This is a genomic window from Streptomyces incarnatus (assembly GCF_001027185.1).
GTDB classification, from domain to species: Bacteria; Actinomycetota; Actinomycetes; order Streptomycetales; family Streptomycetaceae; genus Streptomyces; species Streptomyces puniciscabiei.
Window position 1 is genome coordinate 5,648,110 of record NZ_CP011497.1, and the last position, 19,590, is coordinate 5,667,699.

Below are 19,590 nucleotides of genomic sequence, written 5' to 3' on the forward strand. Positions count from 1 at the left end.
CCGTGACACCTCTAAACTGACCCCCGTGACCGAGAACGCTCAGCAGCAGCCACCCGCGCCCGACTCCGAACTGCCGACCCAGTACGCGCCGGCCGACGTAGAGGGGCCGCTGTACGAGCGCTGGGTAGAGCGCGGTTACTTCGAGGCGGACGAGAAGAGCGACAAGCCGCCGTACACGATCGTCATCCCGCCGCCGAACGTCACGGGCAGCCTGCACCTGGGCCACGCCTTCGAGCACACCCTCATCGACGCGCTGACCCGCCGCAAGCGCATGCAGGGGTACGAGACGCTGTGGCAGCCCGGCATGGACCACGCCGGTATCGCCACGCAGAACGTCGTCGAGCGGGAGCTGGGCAAGGAGGGCAAGTCCCGGCACGACCTGGGCCGGGAAGCCTTCGTCGAGCGCGTCTGGCAGTGGAAGGCCGAGTCCGGCGGGCAGATCAGCGGGCAGATGCGGCGCCTGGGTGACGGCGTCGCCTGGTCGCGTGAGCGGTTCACCATGGACGAGGGCCTGTCCCAGGCCGTCCAGACCATCTTCAAGCGCCTCTACGACGACGAGTTGATCTACCGCGCCGAGCGGATCATCAACTGGTGTCCCCGGTGCCTGACGGCGATTTCCGACATCGAGGTCGAGTACCAGGAGGACGACGGCGAGCTGGTCTCGCTGAAGTACGGCGAGGGTGACGAGACGGTCGTCGTCGCCACCACCCGCGCCGAGACCATGCTCGGTGACACCGCCGTCGCCGTTCACCCCGACGACGAGCGCTACCGGCACCTCGTCGGCAAGCTCATCAAGCTCCCGCTGACCGACCGTTCCATCCCGGTCGTCGCGGACCCCCACGTCGACCCCGCGTTCGGCACCGGCGCCGTCAAGGTCACCCCGGCCCACGACCCGAACGACTTCGAGATCGGCCAGCGCCATGACCTGCCGGCCATCACGATGATGGACGAGCACGCCGTCATCACCGTGCACGGCCCCTTCCAGGGCATGGACCGACTGGAGGCCCGCTCGGCCATCGTCGCCGCGCTGCGCGCCGAGGGCCGGATCGTCGCCGAGAAGCGGCCGTACGTCCACTCCGTCGGCCACTGCTCGCGCTGCAAGACCACCATCGAGCCGCGTCTGTCGATGCAGTGGTGGGTCAAGGTCGGCCCGCTGGCGAAGGCCGCCGGCGACGCCGTCCGGGACGGCCGCGTCAAGATCCACCCGCAGGAGATGGAGAAGCGGTACTTCGACTGGGTCGACAACCTCCACGACTGGTGCATCTCCCGGCAGTTGTGGTGGGGCCACCGGATCCCCGTCTGGTACGGCCCGAACGGCGAGGTCGTCTGCGTCGGCCCGGACGAGCAGCCGCCCGGGACCGAGGCGGAGGGCTGGCACCAGGACACCGACGTCCTCGACACCTGGTTCTCCTCCGGCCTGTGGCCCTTCTCCACCCTCGGCTGGCCCGAGCAGACCGAGTCGCTCGCGAAGTTCTACCCGAACTCCGTCCTGGTCACCGGCTACGACATCCTCTTCTTCTGGGTCGCCCGGATGATGATGTTCGGCCTGTACGCGATGGACGGCACCCCGCCGTTCCACACCATCGCCCTGCACGGCATGGTCCGCGACCAGTTCGGCAAGAAGATGTCGAAGTCCTTCGGCAACGCGGTCAACCCGCTGGACTGGATGGACAAGTACGGCAGCGACGCGCTCCGGTTCACCCTGGCCCGTGGCGCGAACCCCGGTGTCGACGTCCCGATCGGCGAGGACTGGGTCCAGGGCTCCCGCAACTTCGCCAACAAGATCTGGAACGCCACCCGCTTCGCCCTGATGAACGGCGCGACGGTGGGCGGCCCGCTGCCGGACCCGGCGAAGATGTCGGCGACCGACCGCTGGATCCTCTCCCGCCTGAACTCGGTCGTGGCCGAAGTCGACGCCTACTACGACGACTTCCAGTTCGCCAAGCTGTCGGACACGCTGTTCCACTTCGCGTGGGACGAGGTCTTCGACTGGTACGTCGAGCTGTCGAAGACCGTCTTCCAGGCGGGCGGCGAGCCGGCCGAGGTCAGCAAGCGGGTCCTGGGCGAGGTCCTCGACGTCACCCTCAGGCTGCTGCACCCGGTCGTCCCGTTCGTGACCGAGACCCTGTGGACCACCCTCACGGGCGGCGAGTCGGTCGTCATCGCGGACTGGCCCGAGGACAGCGGCTTCCGTGACGCCGACGCCGAGCGGGAGATCGAGACCCTGCAGTCGGTCATCACCGAGGTCCGCCGCTTCCGCGCCGACCAGGGGCTGCAGCCGGGCCAGCGGGTCCCGGCCCGCCTGACGCTCGACGGTACGGCCCTCGCCCCGCACGAGGCCGCCATCCGCCAGCTGCTGCGCCTCCAGCCGGAGGGCGACTCCTTCACGGCCACGGCCACCCTGCCGGTCGCCGGCGCCGAGGTCGCGCTCGACCTCTCCGGCACGATCGACGTGGCCGCCGAGCGCAAGCGCCTCGCCAAGGACCTCGCCGCCGCCGAGAAGGAGAAGGCCCAGGCCACGGCCAAGCTCGGCAACGAGGCGTTCCTCGCGAAGGCGCCGGACCAGGTGGTGGACAAGATCCGCACGCGCCTCGCCAAGGCCGAGGAGGACATCGCCCGCATCACGGCCCAGCTGGAGCGGCTGCCGTCGGTATAAGGGTTTGTACGGAGTCGAGGCCCCCGGTGCGTTTGACGCGCCGGGGGCCTTCGGCGCCCTGAAGGGGCGCGGGGAACTGCGCGACCAGCCCCCACGCACCCGCAGCCGGCCGACAGGACCAGCCACCCCATACCGCCGCCGCGAAGCCACCGCACCCTTTGTCAGCGCCGCTTCGTAGACTGGGCACCGTGAGCGACCCGAATGGCACCGACCCCCTCGACAGCTTCGACGAGATCATCGCTGAGGAGACCGACCGCGACCCCGACCTCGCCGTGATCGAAGCGGGCAGCCGAACCCTGCGGACGCAGAGCGGCGGCCCGCCGCAGGCCGACGTACCCACGCGGCCGGAGGACCCGGAGGTCGACAAGGCCCTGCGCGAGGTCGAGGCCGAGCTGGCCACCCGCTGGGGCGAGACCAAGCTGGAGCCCTCGGTCAGCCGCATCTCCGCGCTGATGGACGTGCTCGGCGAGCCCCAGCGGTCGTACCCCTCGATCCACATCACGGGCACCAACGGCAAGACGTCCACCGCCCGCATGATCGAGGCCCTGCTCGGCGCCTTCGAGCTGCGCACCGGCCGGTACACCAGCCCCCACGTGCAGTCGATCACCGAGCGGATCAGCCTGGACGGCGCCCCGATCTCCGCCGAGCGGTTCATCGAGACGTACCAGGACATCAAGCCGTACGTCGAGATGGTGGACGGACAGCAGGAGTACCGCCTGTCCTTCTTCGAGGTCCTCACCGGCATGGCGTACGCCGCCTTCGCGGACGCCCCCGTGGACGTCGCCGTCGTCGAGGTCGGCATGGGCGGCTCCTGGGACGCCACCAACGTGATCGACGGCGACGTCGCCGTGATCACCCCGATCGACCTGGACCACACCGACCGCCTCGGCGAGACGCCCGCTCAGATCGCCGGCGAGAAGGGCGGGATCATCAAGCAGGACGCGACCGTGATCCTGGCCCAGCAGCCGGTGGACGCGGCGCAGGTGCTGCTGAAGAAGGCGGTCGAGGTGGACGCCACCGTGGCCCGCGAGGGCCTGGAGTTCGGCGTGGTCGCCCGGCAGGTCGCCGTCGGCGGGCAGCTGATCACGCTGCGCGGCCTCGGCGGCGAGTACCCCGAGGTGTACCTGCCGCTGCACGGCGCGCACCAGGCGCACAACGCGGCGGTGGCCCTCGCCGCGGTGGAGGCGTTCTTCGGCGTCGGCGAGCAGCGCCCGGATCCGCTGGACATCGACACCGTCCGCAAGGCCTTCGCGGCCGTGTCCTCGCCGGGCCGCCTGGAGGTCGTACGGCGCTCCCCGACGGTCGTGCTGGACGCCGCGCACAACCCGGCGGGCGCGCGGGTGACCGCGGAGGCCGTTCAGGAGGCGTTCGACTTCAGCCGGCTGATCGGCGTGGTCGGCGCGAGCGGCGACAAGAACGTGCGGGGGCTGCTGGAGGCCTTCGAGCCGATCTTCGCCGAGGTGGTCGTCACGCAGAACTCCACTCCGCGGGCGATGGACGCGGACGAGCTGGCCGCGATCGCGGTCGAGGTGTTCGGCGAGGAGCGGGTGCAGGTCGAGCCGCGGCTGCCGGACGCCCTGGAGGCCGCGATCACGCTGGCCGAGGAGGAGGGCGAGTTCGCCGGCGGTGGCGTACTGATCACCGGTTCCGTCATCACCGTCGGCGAGGCCCGGCTGCTGCTGGGGAAGGGCTGAGGATCGTAGATGCGTACGCTCTGTGCATCGACGCTGATCGGCGAGTTCTTCGTCATCGGCTTCGCCGGGCTCGTCGCCATGAAGGACCCGGCCCTGTCCGTCTCCACGGTGTGGCTGGTCAGCGGCATCGCCATGGTGCTGTGCGTGCTGCTGTGCGGCATGGTGACCCGGCCCGGCGGGGTGGCCCTCGGCTGGGCCCTGCAGCTCGCGCTGATCGCCTCCGGCGTCTTCGTCCCGACCATGTACTTCATGGGCGCGGTGTTCGCGGCGCTGTGGTGGGCTTCGGTGCACTTCGGCAGAAAGGTGGACGAGGCGAAGGCCAGGTTCGCCGCCCAGGCGGAGTCCTCCTCCTCCGCACCTGACGCTGTGTGACGGGCGGCCCGACACGCCCTGTAACCTCGTCCCACCGCACATGTCAGTCGCGTAAGGAGTCCTCCCGTGAGCCAGCGCACCCTCGTCCTCCTCAAGCCCGACGCCGTCCGTCGAGGCCTGACCGGCGAGATCATCAGCCGTATCGAGCGCAAGGCCGGCTGGCAGATCACCGCGCTGGAGCTGCGCATCCTGGACCGTGCCACGCTGGAGCAGCACTACGCCGAGCACGTCGGCAAGCCGTTCTACGAGCCGCTGGTGGAGTTCATGTCCTCCGGCCCGGTCGTCGTGCTGATCGTCGAGGGCGAGCGGGTCATCGAGGGTGTGCGCGCGCTGGCCGGCCCGACCGACCCGATCGCCGCCGCGCCGGGTTCCATCCGCGGCGACTTCGGCGTGATCGTCCGGGAGAACCTGATTCACGCCTCCGACTCCGAGGAGTCCGCCGAGCGCGAGGTGAAGATCTTCTTCCCGGGCCGCGTGTGAGTCGTCGCGAGCTGAGTTTTCGGTAATTTTTCTGAGTGGGCGTCAGCTCTGTCCGGTGGCGCCTGACCAGGGACGGTCGTACATTTCGGCCGTCCTTTGGCATATGCCTTGCCGATCGGGGGAACGCGTGCCACCGATGGACCGTCTCCACAAGCGGGGCGGGCCGCCACATGGTGACAATGGCGGAGACCCTCGCGCAGTGTTCGTGCAGGCGCGTTTACGATGGAAGCCTTCACGTCACAGCACCCGCCTCGCCGACCTGATATGCCCTCAAAAGCTCAGGAAGGCCAGATGAATCCGGATGGGGAACTCAATGTCGTTCATCGGCCGTGACATGGCTGTCGACCTCGGGACCGCCAACACGCTGGTGTACGTCAGGGGTCGCGGAATCGTACTCAACGAGCCGTCCGTCGTCGCGATCAACACCAACACGGGTGGGATCCTCGCGGTCGGTGCCGAAGCGAAGAAGATGATCGGCCGGACGCCGGGCAACATCGTGGCCGTCCGCCCGCTGAAGGACGGCGTGATCGCCGACTTCGAGATCACCGAGCGGATGCTCCGCTACTTCATCCTGAAGATCCACAAGCGGCGGTATCTCGCCCGGCCGCGGGTCGTCGTCTGTGTGCCCTCGGGCATCACGGGCGTCGAGCGCCGCGCCGTGATCGAGGCGTCCTCCCAGGCGGGTGCGCGCCAGGTGCACATCATCGAGGAGCCCATGGCGGCCGCCATCGGCTCCGGCCTGCCGGTCCACGAGGCCACGGGCAACATGGTGGTGGACATCGGCGGCGGTACCACGGAGGTCGCGGTCATCTCGCTCGGCGGCATCGTCACCGCCCAGTCCATCCGGGTCGCGGGCGACGAGCTGGACAACGCGATCATCCAGTACATCAAGAAGGAGTACAGCCTTCTGCTGGGTGAGCGCACGGCCGAGCAGATCAAGATCACGATCGGTTCGGCGTACGACCTCGACTCCGACGAGCACACCGAAGTCCGCGGCCGGGACCTGGTGTCCGGCCTGCCGAAGACCGTCGTCATCTCGGCCGCCGAGGTCCGCAAGGCGATCGAGGAGCCGGTCAACGCGATCGTGGACGCGGTCAAGACGACCCTCGACAAGTGCCCGCCGGAGCTGTCCGGCGACATCATGGACCGAGGAATCGTTCTGACCGGCGGCGGAGCCCTGCTGCGCGGTCTGGACGAACGGCTGCGCCGGGAGACCGGCATGCCGATCCACATCGCCGAGGACCCGCTGGACAGCGTGGCGCTCGGTTCCGGGAAGTGCGTCGAGGAGTTCGAGGCGCTGCAGCAGGTCCTGGACGCCCAGCCGCGCAGATGACGTAACTCTTCGATTCCGCCGTACGGGACGTTCTTCTCTCGTGCGGCGGATCGTTGATATAGAGGCATAAGCTCCCACAAATGGGCCCCTCGGGTTTGCGTTTCGCGCATCGCACCGCGAAGGGGCTCCCGAATTCCTATTGAGGAAGGGCACGGCCGCCGCACGTGAGGGACACGAAAGAGAGCCGGCTGCTCCTGGTCCTGCTGATCGCCATCGCGTTCGCGCTGATCACGGTGGACATCCGCGGGGGCCGGAACTCCCCGGTCGACGGTGCCCGGCAGGCCGCGGCCGCGGTGTTCGGTCCCGTCGAGAACGGGCTGTCCTCGGCGGTCGATCCCGTCGGCAACGCCGTCTCCGCGATAAGGGACTCCGGCAACCGGCACGACCGGCTCGCCCGGCTGGAGAAGGAGAACGCGGCCCTCAAGGCGAAACTCGGCAGCGACGACCGCAACCGCAGCCGGCTGAACCAGCTCGACAAGATGCTGAAGCTCGCCGGCGAGGGCCAGTACGGCATCAAGGGCGCCCAGGTCATCGCCATAGGAGCGGCCCAGGGCTTCTCCTGGACCATCACCATCGACGCCGGCGCCAACGACGGTATCAAGCGCGACATGACCGTCCTCAACGGCGACGGCCTGGTCGGCCGCGTCACCACCGTCGGCCCGGACACCTCCACCGTGCTGCTGGCCAACGACCCCGACTTCACCGTCGGCACCCGGATGGAGGGCAGCGACGAACTCGGCTTCGCCTCCGGGCAGGGCGACCGTCCGCTGCGCGTGGAGCTGCTCAACGGCCAGGCGGAGGTGAAGAAGGGCGACCGGCTCGTCACCTTCGGCTCCGAGGCCGACCGGCCCTTCGTGCCCGGCGTGCCGGTCGGCGTGGTCTCCCGCGTCGAGCCCTCCAACGGCGGCCTCACCCGCACGATCTACGTCACGCCGTACGTCGGCTTCACCAAGCTCGACATCGTCGGCGTGGTCGTCCAGGCCCCGAAGAAGGACCCGCGCGACGAGGTCCTGCCGGCCCAGCCCAAGCCGGTACCGACGCCGACGGTGACCGTCACGGTGACCCCGTCGGCGGGTGCGAACAACACGACCGGCCAGCAGCAGTAGGAGCTGACTCTTCCATGCGCCTCAACCGGATCCTGCTCTCCAGCGCGCTGGTCGTCGTGGCCCTGGTGATCCAGGTGAGCGTCCTCGCCCGCCTGCATCTGCCGGGTGCCGTCCCCGACCTGCTGCTGCTCACCGTCCTCGGCCTCGCCATGGTGTACGGCCATGTGGGCGGCGCCCTCGTCGGCTTCGGCGCCGGTCTGCTCGCCGACCTGGCCCCGCCCGCCGACCACGCGGCCGGCCGCTACGCCCTCGTGCTGTGCGTCACCGGCTACTTCGCCGGGCTCATCAAACCGGAGAACGGCCGCCTGAAGTCGGCCACCGGCCCGATGGCCGTCGTGGTCGCCGCCGCCATCGGCTCCACGCTGCTGTACGCGGGCGTCGGCGCACTCGTCGGCGACACCGCCGCCCGCCATGTCGGCCTGCCCGGGCTGCTGTTCTCGGCCGCCCTGTACGACCTGCTGCTCGCCCCGTTCGTGGTCCCCGCGATCATGTGGCTGGCCCGGCGCGCGGACAACGACCCGCTGACCGAGAGCGGCCCTGCCGCCAAGGCCGGTGACATCTCCAGCGGCTGGCTCTCCTCCGGCACCGGCCTGCGCATCGGCAGCCAGCGCGGCGGCCTCGGGGCCCTGAAGGCCAGGGCCCGCACCCGCTCCGCGCGCGTCGGCCGGATCAAGGGGGTCAAGCGGCTGTGAGGGCACCGGAGTTCACTCGAACGGGTCAGCGTGCGCGGAACGCGGGTTCACAGGCTGGTCGTTCATCATGCGTACGCACACTCGCACCGGCGCACTGAGAGGGGGAGACAGCCGCAGTGACCAACATTCCCGAGACCGGCCGGACCCCACGGGTCCAGATCCGGCTCGTCGTCATCCAGATCCTCGTCCTCTCCCTCCTCGGCACGCTCGGCGGCCGCCTGTGGTACCTGCAGATCCGTGAGGGCGCCCAGTACCAGAAGGAGGCCTCCGGCAACCACGTCCAGCAGGTCGTCGACCCGGCCGTGCGCGGCGACATCCTGGACGCCCGCGGCGTGCCCCTCGCGGACAACGAGACCCGGCTGGTCGTCTCCGCCTCCCGCACCGACCTGCTCAAGCAGAAGGACGACGGCAAGGCGGTCCTCACCAAGCTGGCCGGAGTCCTCGGCATGAAGCCCGAGGAGGTCATCCAGAAGGTCCGGCTGTGCGACGCCAAGACCCCCAAACCCTGCTGGAACGGCTCGCCGTACCAGCCCATCCCGATCACCGACAAGGCCACGCCCAGGCAGGCCCTGCAGATCCGTGAGCGCGCCGAGGACTTCCCCGGCGTCACCGCCGAACCCGAGGCCGTGCGCCGCTACCCGGCCCCCGGTGGCTCCAACACCGCGCAGGTGCTCGGCTATCTCTCGCCCGTCACCGACGCCGAGATCCAGCAGGCCAAGAACACCGACTCGCCCTATCTGCGCTCCGACATGGTCGGCCGCTCCGGCCTGGAGCGGGAGTACGACAAGGAGCTGCGCGGCAAGGCCGGCGTCACCCGCTACGAGGTGGACAACCTCGGCCGGGTCATCGGCAAGGCCAAGTCGGACGCCGCCGAGCCCGGCTCGAACCTGGTCACCAGCATCGACTCCCGCGTCCAGCGCGTCGCGGAGTACGAACTGGACAAGGCGATGAAGGCCGCCCGCACCCAGTTCGACAAGAACACCGGCGAGAACTTCAAGGCCGACTCCGGCGCCGTCGTCGTCATGGAGGCCAAGACCGGCCGGATCGTCGCGATGGCCTCCGCACCGACCTACGACCCGAACGTGTGGGTGGGCGGCATCTCCGCCAAGGACTACAAGGCCCTCACCGGCAAGGACTCCGACTACCCGCTGCTCAACCGGGCCATCCAGGGCCAGGCGGCCCCCGGTTCGACGTTCAAGGTGGTCTCCACGGCCGCCGCGGTCCAGGCCGGCTACCCCTGGGACGGCGGCTACCCCTGCACCAGCTCCTACTCGGTCGGCGGCCAGGTCTTCAAGAACTTCGAGGGCGAGAACTTCGGCGACATCTCCCTCGGGCGCGCCCTGGAGGTCTCCTGCGACACCGTCTTCTACGGCCTCGGCGACCGGGAGTGGAAGAAGGACGGCGGCATCAACCCCAAGAAGGGCCAGCCGAAGGACTGGTTCTTCAAGACGGCCCACCAGTTCGGCCTCGGCAAGGAGACCGGCATCGACCTGCCCAACGAGGTCACCGGCCGCGTCCCCGACCGCCAGTGGAAGCTCGACTACTGGAAGGCCAACAAGGACGCCTGGTGCAAGAGCGGCAAGAAGGACGGCTCCTACGTCGAGAAGATCGCCTACGAGAACTGCCTCGAGGGCAACAAGATGCGCGAGGGTGACGAGATCAACTACTCCATCGGCCAGGGCGACACCCTCGTCACGCCGATCCAGGAGGCCATGATCTACGGCGCCGTCGCCAACGGCGGCACCGAGTACGTCCCGACCATCGGCAAGGCGATCATCAGCGCCGACGGCAAGTCCGTCCAGGCCATCAAGCCCAAGGTGCAGCGCCGGCTTCCGGTCAGCCAGGCCACCCTCAAGGGCATGGACGACGCGTTCGCGGGCGTCATCACCCGCGGTACGGCCGCGTGGAAGTTCAACGGCTGGCCGCAGGACAAGATCACCCTGCACGGCAAGACCGGTACCGCCGAGGTCTACGGCAAGCAGACCACCGGCTGGCTGGCCACGTACTCCAAGGACTACTCGGTGATCATGACGATCTCCCAGGCCGGTACGGGTTCCGGTTCCGCCGGTGAGGCCGTGCGCAACATCTACAGCGCGCTCTACGGCGTCCAGGGCGACGGCTCCATCGACACCAAGAAGGCACTGCTGCCCGAGCCGCAGAAGGGCCTGCCGAAGGTCCGCACGGACGGCACCATCGAGGCACCGAAGGTGGTCGGCGACCCGGCGAAGGACGCCGAGGCCTCCCAGCAGAGCAACCCCAGCAACGGCAGCGACCAGCAGCCCGCCACCTCGCCCTCGCCCACCACGGGCAACCGCAACACCCGCAGGCGACCACGCAGGATGCCCGGGCGGGGAAGCCGGAGGATGCCCTCATGACCGGCGCGAACAGCTTCTCCGTCTCCGGGTACGGCCCCGAGCGGGCCGGCTGGACCAGGTTCTTCGCCCGGGACTCGCTGGCCCGCAGGCTCGACTGGCCGATACTGCTGGCCGCCGTCGCGCTGTCGCTGATCGGGTCCGCGCTGGTGTTCTCCGCGACCCGCAACCGCACCGAGATCAACCAGGGCGACCCGTACTTCTTCCTGGAACGGCACCTGATGAACCTCGGCATCGGGTTCGCCCTGATGATCGGCACGCTCTGGCTGGGCCACCGCGCCCTGCGCAACGCCGTGCCGATCCTGTACGGCCTGTCGGTCCTGCTGGCCCTGACGGTCCTCACCCCGCTCGGCGCCACCATCAACGGCCAGCGCAACTGGCTCGTCATCGGCGGCTTCTCGCTGCAGCCCGCCGAGTTCCTCAAGGTGACGATCATCCTCGGCATGGCGATGATGCTCGCGACCCGGGTGGACGCCGGCGACAAGATCTACCCGGACCACCGGACCGTGGCACAGTCCCTGGGCCTAGCGGCCGTACCGTGCCTGATCCTGCTGCTCATGCCGGACCTCGGCTCGGTGCTCGCCATGGTGGCCATCATCCTGGGCGTGCTGCTCGCCTCCGGCGCCTCCAATCGCTGGATCTTCGGCCTGCTCACCGCCGGCGTGATCGGCTGCGTCGCGATCTGGCAGCTGCACATCCTGGACCAGTACCAGATCAACCGCTTCGCGGCCTTCGCCAACCCCGACCTCGACCCGGCGGGCGTCGGCTACAACACCAACCAGGCACGCATCGCCATCGGCTCCGGCGGTCTGACCGGGGCCGGCCTCTTCCACGGCTCGCAGACCACCGGCCAGTTCGTGCCCGAGCAGCAGACCGACTTCGTCTTCACCGTCGCAGGGGAGGAGCTGGGCTTCCTCGGCGCCGGCCTCATCATCTTCCTGCTCGGCGTGGTGCTGTGGCGGGCCTGCCGTATCGCCCGCGACTCCACCGAGCTGTACGGGACGATCGTGGCCGCCGGGATCGTCGCCTGGTTCGCCTTCCAGGCCTTCGAGAACATCGGCATGACCCTCGGCATCATGCCGGTCACCGGTCTGCCGCTGCCCTTCGTGTCCTACGGCGGCTCGTCGATGTTCGCGGTCTGGGTGGCCGTGGGACTGCTGCAGTCGATCAAGGTGCAAAGACCGATGTCGGCCTGAGACGCCGGCGGTCCGGTACCGGCCCACGGGAGTGCGTTCACCAGTTGCTCTTCGTGGCCGTTCACCGGGCGGCCGGCGGGAATTTTCCGGCCATCGCCCGGGACGGCCCCTGCCGCAGCACCTCGCGGACAACTAGATTCAATCCATGGCGGATGCGAAACGCGAGATCGAGCGCAAGTACGAATCCGACGACAGCGGGCTGCCCGACCTGACCGGCGTCGGCCCCGTGGCGGCCGTCCTGGACAAGGGCCTGATGGAGCTCGACGCCACCTACTACGACACCGCCGACGAGCGCCTGGCCGCCGCCTCCCTCACCCTGCGCCGCCGCACCGGAGGCTCGGACGCCGGCTGGCACCTGAAGTTCCCCGTCGCACCGGGCGTGCGGGACGAGATCCGGGCCCCGCTCTCCGACACCGTCCCGGAGGAGATCGCCGCCCTGGTCCGGTCCCGGGTCCGGGACGCCGAACTGGTGCCCCTGGTCCGGCTGCGCTCCGCCCGCGATGTCCGCCACCTGGTCGACGCCGACGGCGCCCTGCTGGCCGAGGCCAGCGTCGACGCCGTGACCGCCGAACGGCTCGGCGGCAGCGGCAGGGCCGCCCAGTGGACCGAGATCGAGGTGGAACTCGCCGACGACGGCGACCCCGCCTTCCTGGACCTCGTGGAGAAACGGCTGCGCAGAGCGGGCGTACGCCCCTCCAAGTCACCGTCCAAGCTCGCCCGGGCCCTGGAGCAGACAGGAGGGCGGCGCCGCGGCAGGGGCAGGACCGCGCGGCCCGAGACGGCGGGCGACCACGTGCTCGCCTACCTGCGCGGCCAGCGGGACGCGCTGGTCGAGCTCGACCCCGCCGTCCGCCGGGACGTGCCCGACTCCGTGCACCGTATGCGGGTCGCCACCCGCCGCGCCCGCAGCACCCTGCGCAGCTTCCGCTCCGTCCTCGACCGCACCGTCACCGACCCGGTCGCGGTCGAGCTGAAGTGGCTCGCGGGCGAGCTGGGCGTGGACCGCGACCACGAGGTGATGGCCGACCGCCTGACGGACGCCGTCCGGGCCCTCCCGGCCGACCTGGTCGTCGGGCCGGTCCGCGCGCGCCTCACGACCTGGTCCGAGGCCCGGCACGGCGGCGCGCACGCCCATCTCACCGGCGTGCTGGACTCCCACCGCTACCTCACCCTCCTGGACACCCTGGACGCGCTCCTCGCCGACCCGCCGCTGCGCAAGCCCGCCGGAAAGAAGCCGGAGAAGGTGCTCGAGAAGGCCATGGCCAAGGATCTGGCGACCCTGTCTGCCCTGGTCGAGCGGGCGATCGCCGTCCCGCCCGGCGAGCAGCGCGACCTCGCCGTGCACGAGGCCCGCAAGAAGGCCAAGCGCACCCGGTACGCGGCCGAGGCGGCCACCCCGGCCCTCGGCAGGCCGGCCCGCTCCCTGACCAAGGCCATGAAGTCCCTGACCACCCTGCTCGGCGAGCACCAGGACAGCGTCATGACCCGCCTGACCCTGCGCGAGCTGTCCGCGGTGGCCCACGCGGCGGGGGAGAGCACCTTCACCTACGGGCTGCTGTACGGGCGCGAGGAGGCCCGGGCGGCACAGGCCGAGGCGGAGCTGCCCGGCCTGTGGAAGGAGATCAGCTCGGCGGCGTCCGGCTGAGCGTACGGGGGAGTCCGCCGGGCGGGTTACGCTTGATGGTCACCCCTGTCAGCTCACGAAGGTTCGCGAGATGCCTGCCGAAGCCGCCGAGTCGGTGTTCCCGCAGCTCGAAGCACTGCTCCCGCACGTGCAGAAGCCCATCCAGTACGTCGGCGGAGAGCTCAACTCCACGGTCAAGCCGTGGGACGAGTGCGACGTCCGCTGGGCCCTCATGTACCCGGACGCGTACGAGGTGGGTCTGCCCAACCAGGGCGTCATGATCCTCTACGAGGTCCTCAACGAGCAGGAGGGCGTCCTCGCCGAGCGCACCTACAGTGTGTGGCCGGACCTCGAGGCGCTGATGCGCGAGCACAACGTCCCCCAGTTCACGGTGGACACCCACCGCCCGGTGAAGGCCTTCGACGTGTTCGGCTTGTCCTTCTCCACGGAGCTGGGCTACACGAACATGCTCACGGCCCTGGACCTCGCCGGGATCCCCCTGGAGTCCAAGGACCGCACGGACGACGACCCGATCGTCCTGGCCGGCGGCCACGCCGCCTTCAACCCGGAGCCGATCGCCGACTTCATCGACGCGGCGGTCATCGGCGACGGCGAGCAGGCCGTGCTCGACATGACCCGCATCATCCGCGCGTGGAAGGCCGAGGGCCGCCCCGGCGGCCGCGAGGAGGTCCTGTTCCGCCTGGCGAAGACGGGCGGGGTGTATGTCCCGGCGTTCTACGACGTCGAGTACCTACCCGACGGCCGTATCGCCCGCGTCGTCCCGAACAAGAGCGGTGTCCCCTGGCGCGTGTCGAAGCACACGGTCATGGACCTGGACGAGTGGCCGTACCCCAAGCAGCCCCTCGTCCCCCTGGCCGAGACGGTCCACGAGCGCATGTCGGTGGAGATCTTCCGCGGCTGCACCCGCGGCTGCCGCTTCTGCCAGGCCGGCATGATCACCCGCCCGGTGCGCGAGCGCTCGATCACGGGCATCGGCGAGATGGTCGACAAGGGCCTCAAGGCCACGGGCTTCGAGGAGGTGGGCCTCCTCTCCCTGTCCTCCGCCGACCACTCGGAGATCGGCGACATCGCCAAGGGCCTCGCCGACCGCTACGAGGACGACAAGATCGGCCTGTCCCTGCCGTCCACCCGCGTCGACGCCTTCAACATCGACCTGGCGAACGAACTGACGCGCAACGGCCGCCGCTCGGGCCTGACCTTCGCCCCCGAGGGCGGTTCGGAGCGCATCCGTAAGGTCATCAACAAGATGGTCTCCGAGGACGACCTGATCCGTACGGTGGCCACGGCCTACGGCAACGGCTGGCGCCAGGTGAAGCTGTACTTCATGTGCGGCCTGCCGACGGAGACGGACGAGGACGTCCTCCAGATCGCCGACATGGCGACGCACGTCATCCAGAAGGGCCGCGAGGTCTCGGGCTCCAACGACATCCGCTGCACGGTCTCGATCGGCGGCTTCGTCCCCAAGCCCCACACCCCCTTCCAGTGGGCCCCGCAGCTGAGCGCGGAGGAGACGGACGCCCGGCTCGCGAAGCTCCGCGACAAGATCCGCGGCGACAAGAAGTACGGCCGCTCGATCGGCTTCCGCTACCACGACGGCAAGCCGGGCATCGTCGAGGGCCTCCTCTCCCGCGGCGACCGCCGCATCGGCGCCGTGATCCGCGCGGTGTACGACGACGGCGGCCGCTTCGACGGCTGGCGCGAGCACTTCTCCTACGACCGCTGGATGGCCTGCGCCGACAAGGCTCTCGCCCCCTACGGCGTCGACGTCGACTGGTACACCACCCGCGAGCGCACCTACGAGGAGGTCCTCCCCTGGGACCACCTCGACTCCGGCCTGGACAAGGACTGGCTCTGGGAGGACTGGCAGGACGCCCTCGACGAAACAGAGGTCGAGGACTGCCGCTGGACCCCCTGCTTCGATTGCGGCGTGTGCCCGCAGATGGACACCCACATCCAGATCGGCCCGACCGGCAAGAAGCTGCTGCCCCTGACGGTCAAGAACGGTGGTCCGACGCGGGCGTCGAGTGGTCACACGCACTGACGGGAGCGAGGCACTCGGTCGGGTGGTTGAGGGGCTGGCGGGGGTGAGCGAGGACGAGGTGGCGGCTGCACCGGCTGCAGTCGGCGCTTCGGTCCCCCGCCCAGCGGTGCCGCTGGCGTCCCCTCGAACACCGCTGCCGGGGCCCGGAAGCACCCCGCACATCGTTTCCGAGGTGGAGTGGGTCTGAGGGGTCGGTTCCGGCTTGTGGGCGACTGCATGGCACCCCGATCCCCCTTCCCTGAAAGGTCCGGACGCCGCAGACCGGCCGCCCTCCGGACCGTGCCCCTTGAGCAGTACCGGCACCTCACGCTCCCCGTTTCTTGTTGCGTCAAGCCCGGCGTTGTGGCTTGATCTTCCGGGACGCAAGCGCGCCTGGGCAGGTGGACAGAACGAACCGTCAGGGCTGGCTCCAGGCTGCCGTGTCCATGAGCACCCTGCGCAACATGCTGCGCGGCATCGCCGTCGACCGCGAGGAACCGCCCGGAGAGGTCCTGCGCCGCCTGGACCTCGCCGGCCAGACCCTTGATCCTCACTCGACGGCCACCTGTGCCCCGCACCTTCGCCTGGGACCGGCTGCCGCCCGGCTCCACCCTGCTGTTCTTCACCGACGGCCTCGTCGAACGCCGGGGAGAGGCCCTCGACGACGGCATGAGCCGACTCCGCCGGCACACCGCCCGGCAGGTACGGGACCCCTTGACGTCTTCTGTGACGCACTGATCATCACCTTCGGTGCCGACAGCGCTGACGACATCGCCCTGCTCGCCCTGCGCCCCACACCCCGTCCCGCTTCCCCGGCCGAGGTGGCACGCCGCAGTCTGTGGCGGTGAGGATCGAGCCGGGGGAGGAAGGGCCACTCGTGGCGTACACGTACATCGGCACGCACGTCTACAAGAAGCGCATCGGCCCCTGGGGGCTCGTCGCCCGCGTCTCCCTGGAGGTCCGGCCACTGGACGAGCCGCCGCACGGGGCGAGCCGGATCGACGGCTCGCGCGTCTGGTGGGTCCCGCCCCAGGGGATCGTCCCGGCGGACAAGACATGGATGGGGTTCGGCCTCGGCCTCGTCGCCGGTCAGCTGGAGGCCCTCGGATCCGGATCCCGGGCGGTGCTGGTACGCGTACTCGCCTGGGACGTACCGATGGTGACGGACCATCAGGCAGAGGTGGCCGCCGCGGCCGTCATCGAGTGCCTGAGGCAGAACCACGGCATCGACGGCGTCGACATCGGTCTCACCTTCGACCGGGAGCGCAATCGCCACCGGTTCACCTGGAACGGCACCGAAGCCGAGCCCGGCCGGCCCTAGCCGGTTCCGCGGGCGGCAACCGGTTCCGTCGGCCCCAACCGGTTCCGCCCACCCCAACCGGTTCCGTCGGCCCCAGCCCGATCCGCCGGTGCCGACCGGATCCGCCCGCCCCGGCCGGATCCGAACGGGCGGTGCCCGCGTCTACCCCGGTATGGAACCGCACACGCCGCCTCCCCGGACCCGGCAGCCCGAAGGGTGTCTGGCCGTCGCGATCCGCGTCCCCCTGCGGATCGTCGTCCTCGTGCTGGTGGTGCCGGTGCGGATGGCGTGGGACGCCCTCGTCGTCACCGGACGGTTTCTGCGGGACACCGTGCTCAGGCCGCTCGGCCGGGCGCTGCTGTGGGCCGGAGAGGCCCTGTTCGTGTGGCCGTTCGTGGGCCTGTGGCGCCATGCGCTGGTCCCCGTCGGCAGGGCGCTCGCCTGGCTCGGCACCGTCCTCGTCGTCGTACCGGCCGTGTGGTGCCACCGGTACGTCCTCACGCCCGTCGGGCAGGCCGTCGCCTGGCTGGCGCGCGAGGTGGCGCGCCGGGTGGGTGCCGGGCTCGCCTGGGTGTACGCGCGCGTGCTCACCCCGACCGGGCACGCGGTCACCTGGCTGCTGAGGGGCGTCGGCGCGGTCCTCGCCGCCGTGGGCATCGGCGTGTACGCGGCCGCCGCCCGGCTGGCCCGGTATCTGCTCGTCGTCCCCGCACGATGGCTGTACGACCATGTCCTCACGCCGGTCGGACATGCCGTCGCCTGGTGCGTTCGAGGGCTGGGGCGGCTGCTGGACCTGATCGGCACCGGCATCGGGGTCGCCCTGTACTGGATCCTCCGCGTCCTGTTCGTGCTGCCCGCCCTCGCGCTGTGGCGCTGGGTCCTCGAGCCGGCCGGCCGGTTCCTCGCCGTCGTGGCGCGCGAGGTCGGCGACGCCCTCGGGCACGCCTGGCGGATCGCCGGACGGATCTCGCGGGCCGTCGGCCGCGTGCTCGGGACCCTCTTCCGGTGGATCTTCGTGGAGCCGCTGCGCTGGGCGTACCGGGCCGTCCTCACCCCGGTCGGCCACCTCGTCCGGGATGCCGTCCTGCGGCCGGTCGCCGAGGGGGCGCGCGTGGTGGGCGGGGCCGTCCGCGAGGCGCTGACCAGTGCCCGCGAGACGGTACGGCAGGCCCGCGCCGACTTCCGGCGGATGCTGTTCGGCGAGCCCCGCCGGCCGGCCGCGGTGGACCGGCGGGAACCTCAGGGGCCCGCGGCACGTACTCTTGGTAGCAGTACGACCGCACTCACGAAGGACTAGGACACTGGGCAAGCGACAGCCCGAAGGCCCGCCGCCCGCACCCGCGGTGCAGCGCATCCGACTGCGCTACACCAAGCGCGGCCGCCTGAGGTTCACCAGCCACCGAGACTTCCAGCGCGCCTTCGAGCGTGCGCTGCGCCGCGCCGAGGTGCCCATGGCGTACTCGGCCGGGTTCACGCCGCACCCGAAGGTGTCGTACGCCAATGCCGCACCCACCGGCACGGGCAGTGAGGCGGAGTATCTGGAGATCGCGCTCACCGCACCGCGCGACCCCGAGACGCTGCGCGTCCTCCTCGACGAGTCGCTGCCCCCCGGGCTCGACGTCGTCGAGGCGGTCGAGGCGCGGACCTCGGGCCTCGCCGACCGGCTGACGGCCTCCGTCTGGGAGCTGCGGCTGGACGGCGTCGACCCGGCCGACGCCGGGCGCGCGGTCGACGCGTTCAACCGGGCCGGGACCGTCGAGGTCCAGCGGATGACCAAGAACGGCGTCCGCACCTTCGACGCCCGCCCGGCCGTGGTGAGCCTGGAAACGCACGGTTCACCGGCTGATAGGCCTAGCGACCAGCCCTGTGCGATACTGCGGCTGGTTGTTCGGCACGTGACGCCTGCCGTACGACCCGACGACGTCCTGTCCGGTCTCCGCGCCGTGGCCGACCTGGCGCCGCCGGTCCCCGCAGCGGTGACCAGGCTGGCGCAGGGGCTGCTCGATGAAGAGACCGGCACGGTGACCGACCCGCTCGCGCCCGACCGCGAGGCAGCCGGGGCCCTGACGGCCCAGCCGGCCGCCGCCGCGACGGCGCCGACGCCGGAAGGTCCCGCGTAGGGACGGACGTCGTAAGCGCCGCCCTCGTACTCGGGAGCCACCTGGGTCGGGCAGCGCACCGACCAGAAGACTTTCGCCAGGCCGTACCGACAAGGCGTACGGAACCGGCGAGACAGGACACAGAGTGCTCCCGTGCGGCGCCCGCGCCCCGGACGGCGGCCATCGCGGATCGCGCGGGCCGTGGACGTCAACGGCGGACGGTCCTCAGAGACCGATGCCGGACCAGGCGCGGCGCCCGGGAGCCTGACGGGAGAAACGCCCGCATGCTCGAGCCGACCGAACCCAACGAGGGTTCCGAACTGAACACTCCCAGCGACACCCTGCCGCCGCGCAGGCGTCGCCGTGCCGCCTCCCGCCCGGCCGGACCGCCGGCCGCGGCCGAGGCTCCCGCCGAGGTGACCGTGCCGGCCATACCGGCGGCGGAGTCCGCCGAGGACGTCCTCGATGCCACTGACGCCGCTGAGGCTGCCGAGGCTGAGGGCGCCGAAGAGGCTGTGGAGGCGATCGAGGCCGAAGAGGCCGGTGCGCTGAACGCCGGCGCCGAGGAGGCCGCCCCCGCCGCTGCGGAGGAGGCCGCGCCCGCCGCCCGTCCGCGCCGCCGGGC

At 70.6% G+C, this 19,590-nt stretch carries 15 protein-coding genes and 1 pseudogene; all 16 read left to right on the forward strand.

Annotated elements, in window-relative coordinates; genetic code table 11:
• Positions 1–25: 25 nt before the first annotated feature.
• Positions 26–2,656, forward strand: coding sequence for a valine--tRNA ligase (locus ABB07_RS25485; protein WP_208900881.1), 2,631 nt, complete (start codon positions 26–28; stop codon positions 2,654–2,656).
• 188 nt (positions 2,657–2,844) lie between these two features.
• Entirely contained in the window at positions 2,845–4,350 is a 1,506-nt protein-coding gene (gene folC, locus ABB07_RS25490) for a bifunctional tetrahydrofolate synthase/dihydrofolate synthase (RefSeq protein WP_208900882.1), read from the forward strand.
• A gap of 9 nt (positions 4,351–4,359) precedes the next feature.
• Positions 4,360–4,722, forward strand: a complete 363-nt coding sequence (locus ABB07_RS25495; protein ID WP_208900883.1) for a DUF4233 domain-containing protein — start codon at positions 4,360–4,362, stop codon at positions 4,720–4,722.
• 66 nt (positions 4,723–4,788) lie between these two features.
• Complete coding sequence (ndk, locus tag ABB07_RS25500) at positions 4,789–5,202, forward strand: nucleoside-diphosphate kinase (protein ID WP_208900884.1); 414 nt, start codon at positions 4,789–4,791, stop codon at positions 5,200–5,202.
• A 313-nt stretch (positions 5,203–5,515) separates the two neighbouring features.
• Positions 5,516–6,535: a rod shape-determining protein gene (locus tag ABB07_RS25505; protein ID WP_020940056.1), complete on the forward strand. Its 1,020-nt coding sequence runs from the start codon at positions 5,516–5,518 to the stop codon at positions 6,533–6,535.
• Between the two features lie 164 nt (positions 6,536–6,699).
• Complete coding sequence (mreC, locus tag ABB07_RS25510; protein ID WP_208900885.1) at positions 6,700–7,641, forward strand: rod shape-determining protein MreC; 942 nt, start codon at positions 6,700–6,702, stop codon at positions 7,639–7,641.
• A 14-nt stretch (positions 7,642–7,655) separates the two neighbouring features.
• A complete protein-coding gene (gene mreD, locus ABB07_RS25515) occupies positions 7,656–8,333 on the forward strand; it encodes a rod shape-determining protein MreD (protein WP_208900886.1) in 678 nt (225 codons plus the stop codon).
• Positions 8,334–8,449: 116 nt separating this feature from the next.
• Positions 8,450–10,708 (forward strand): penicillin-binding protein 2, encoded by a 2,259-nt coding sequence (mrdA, locus tag ABB07_RS25520; RefSeq protein ID WP_208900887.1) that lies wholly within the window; start codon positions 8,450–8,452, stop codon positions 10,706–10,708.
• Positions 10,705–11,901 carry a rod shape-determining protein RodA gene (gene rodA / locus ABB07_RS25525; protein ID WP_208900888.1) on the forward strand — a complete coding sequence of 399 codons (1,197 nt, stop codon included), beginning with the start codon at positions 10,705–10,707 and terminating at the stop codon, positions 11,899–11,901. The genes mrdA and rodA overlap by 4 nt, the downstream gene beginning before the upstream one ends.
• A gap of 145 nt (positions 11,902–12,046) precedes the next feature.
• Positions 12,047–13,546, forward strand: a complete 1,500-nt coding sequence (locus ABB07_RS25530) for a CYTH and CHAD domain-containing protein (protein ID WP_208900889.1) — start codon at positions 12,047–12,049, stop codon at positions 13,544–13,546.
• A gap of 70 nt (positions 13,547–13,616) precedes the next feature.
• Positions 13,617–15,587 carry a TIGR03960 family B12-binding radical SAM protein gene (locus tag ABB07_RS25535; protein WP_208900890.1) on the forward strand — a complete coding sequence of 657 codons (1,971 nt, stop codon included), beginning with the start codon at positions 13,617–13,619 and terminating at the stop codon, positions 15,585–15,587.
• 407 nt (positions 15,588–15,994) lie between these two features.
• Positions 15,995–16,414, forward strand: a pseudogene (locus tag ABB07_RS25540) (SpoIIE family protein phosphatase); the annotation flags it as partial.
• 29 nt (positions 16,415–16,443) lie between these two features.
• A complete protein-coding gene (locus ABB07_RS25545) occupies positions 16,444–16,887 on the forward strand; it encodes a hypothetical protein (protein WP_208900891.1) in 444 nt (147 codons plus the stop codon).
• Positions 16,888–17,038: 151 nt separating this feature from the next.
• Positions 17,039–18,163: a hypothetical protein gene (locus ABB07_RS25550; RefSeq protein WP_208903622.1), complete on the forward strand. Its 1,125-nt coding sequence runs from the start codon at positions 17,039–17,041 to the stop codon at positions 18,161–18,163.
• Positions 18,164–18,209: 46 nt separating this feature from the next.
• Positions 18,210–18,986, forward strand: coding sequence for a TIGR03936 family radical SAM-associated protein (locus tag ABB07_RS25555; RefSeq protein WP_208900892.1), 777 nt, complete (start codon positions 18,210–18,212; stop codon positions 18,984–18,986).
• 263 nt (positions 18,987–19,249) lie between these two features.
• Positions 19,250–19,590 (forward strand): hypothetical protein (locus tag ABB07_RS42045; RefSeq protein WP_425264761.1); only part of this gene is annotated, 341 nt, incomplete at its 3' end.

Coding starts and splice junctions, on each gene's coding strand:
- ABB07_RS25495 (WP_208900883.1), top strand. CDS start 4,360: ATGCGTACGCTCTGTGCATCGACGCTGATCGGCGAGTTCTTCGTCATC.
- ABB07_RS25505 (WP_020940056.1), top strand. CDS start 5,516: ATGTCGTTCATCGGCCGTGACATGGCTGTCGACCTCGGGACCGCCAAC.
- mreD (WP_208900886.1), top strand. CDS start 7,656: ATGCGCCTCAACCGGATCCTGCTCTCCAGCGCGCTGGTCGTCGTGGCC.
- rodA (WP_208900888.1), top strand. CDS start 10,705: ATGACCGGCGCGAACAGCTTCTCCGTCTCCGGGTACGGCCCCGAGCGG.
- ABB07_RS25530 (WP_208900889.1), top strand. CDS start 12,047: ATGGCGGATGCGAAACGCGAGATCGAGCGCAAGTACGAATCCGACGAC.
- ABB07_RS25535 (WP_208900890.1), top strand. CDS start 13,617: ATGCCTGCCGAAGCCGCCGAGTCGGTGTTCCCGCAGCTCGAAGCACTG.
- ABB07_RS25550 (WP_208903622.1), top strand. CDS start 17,039: ATGGAACCGCACACGCCGCCTCCCCGGACCCGGCAGCCCGAAGGGTGT.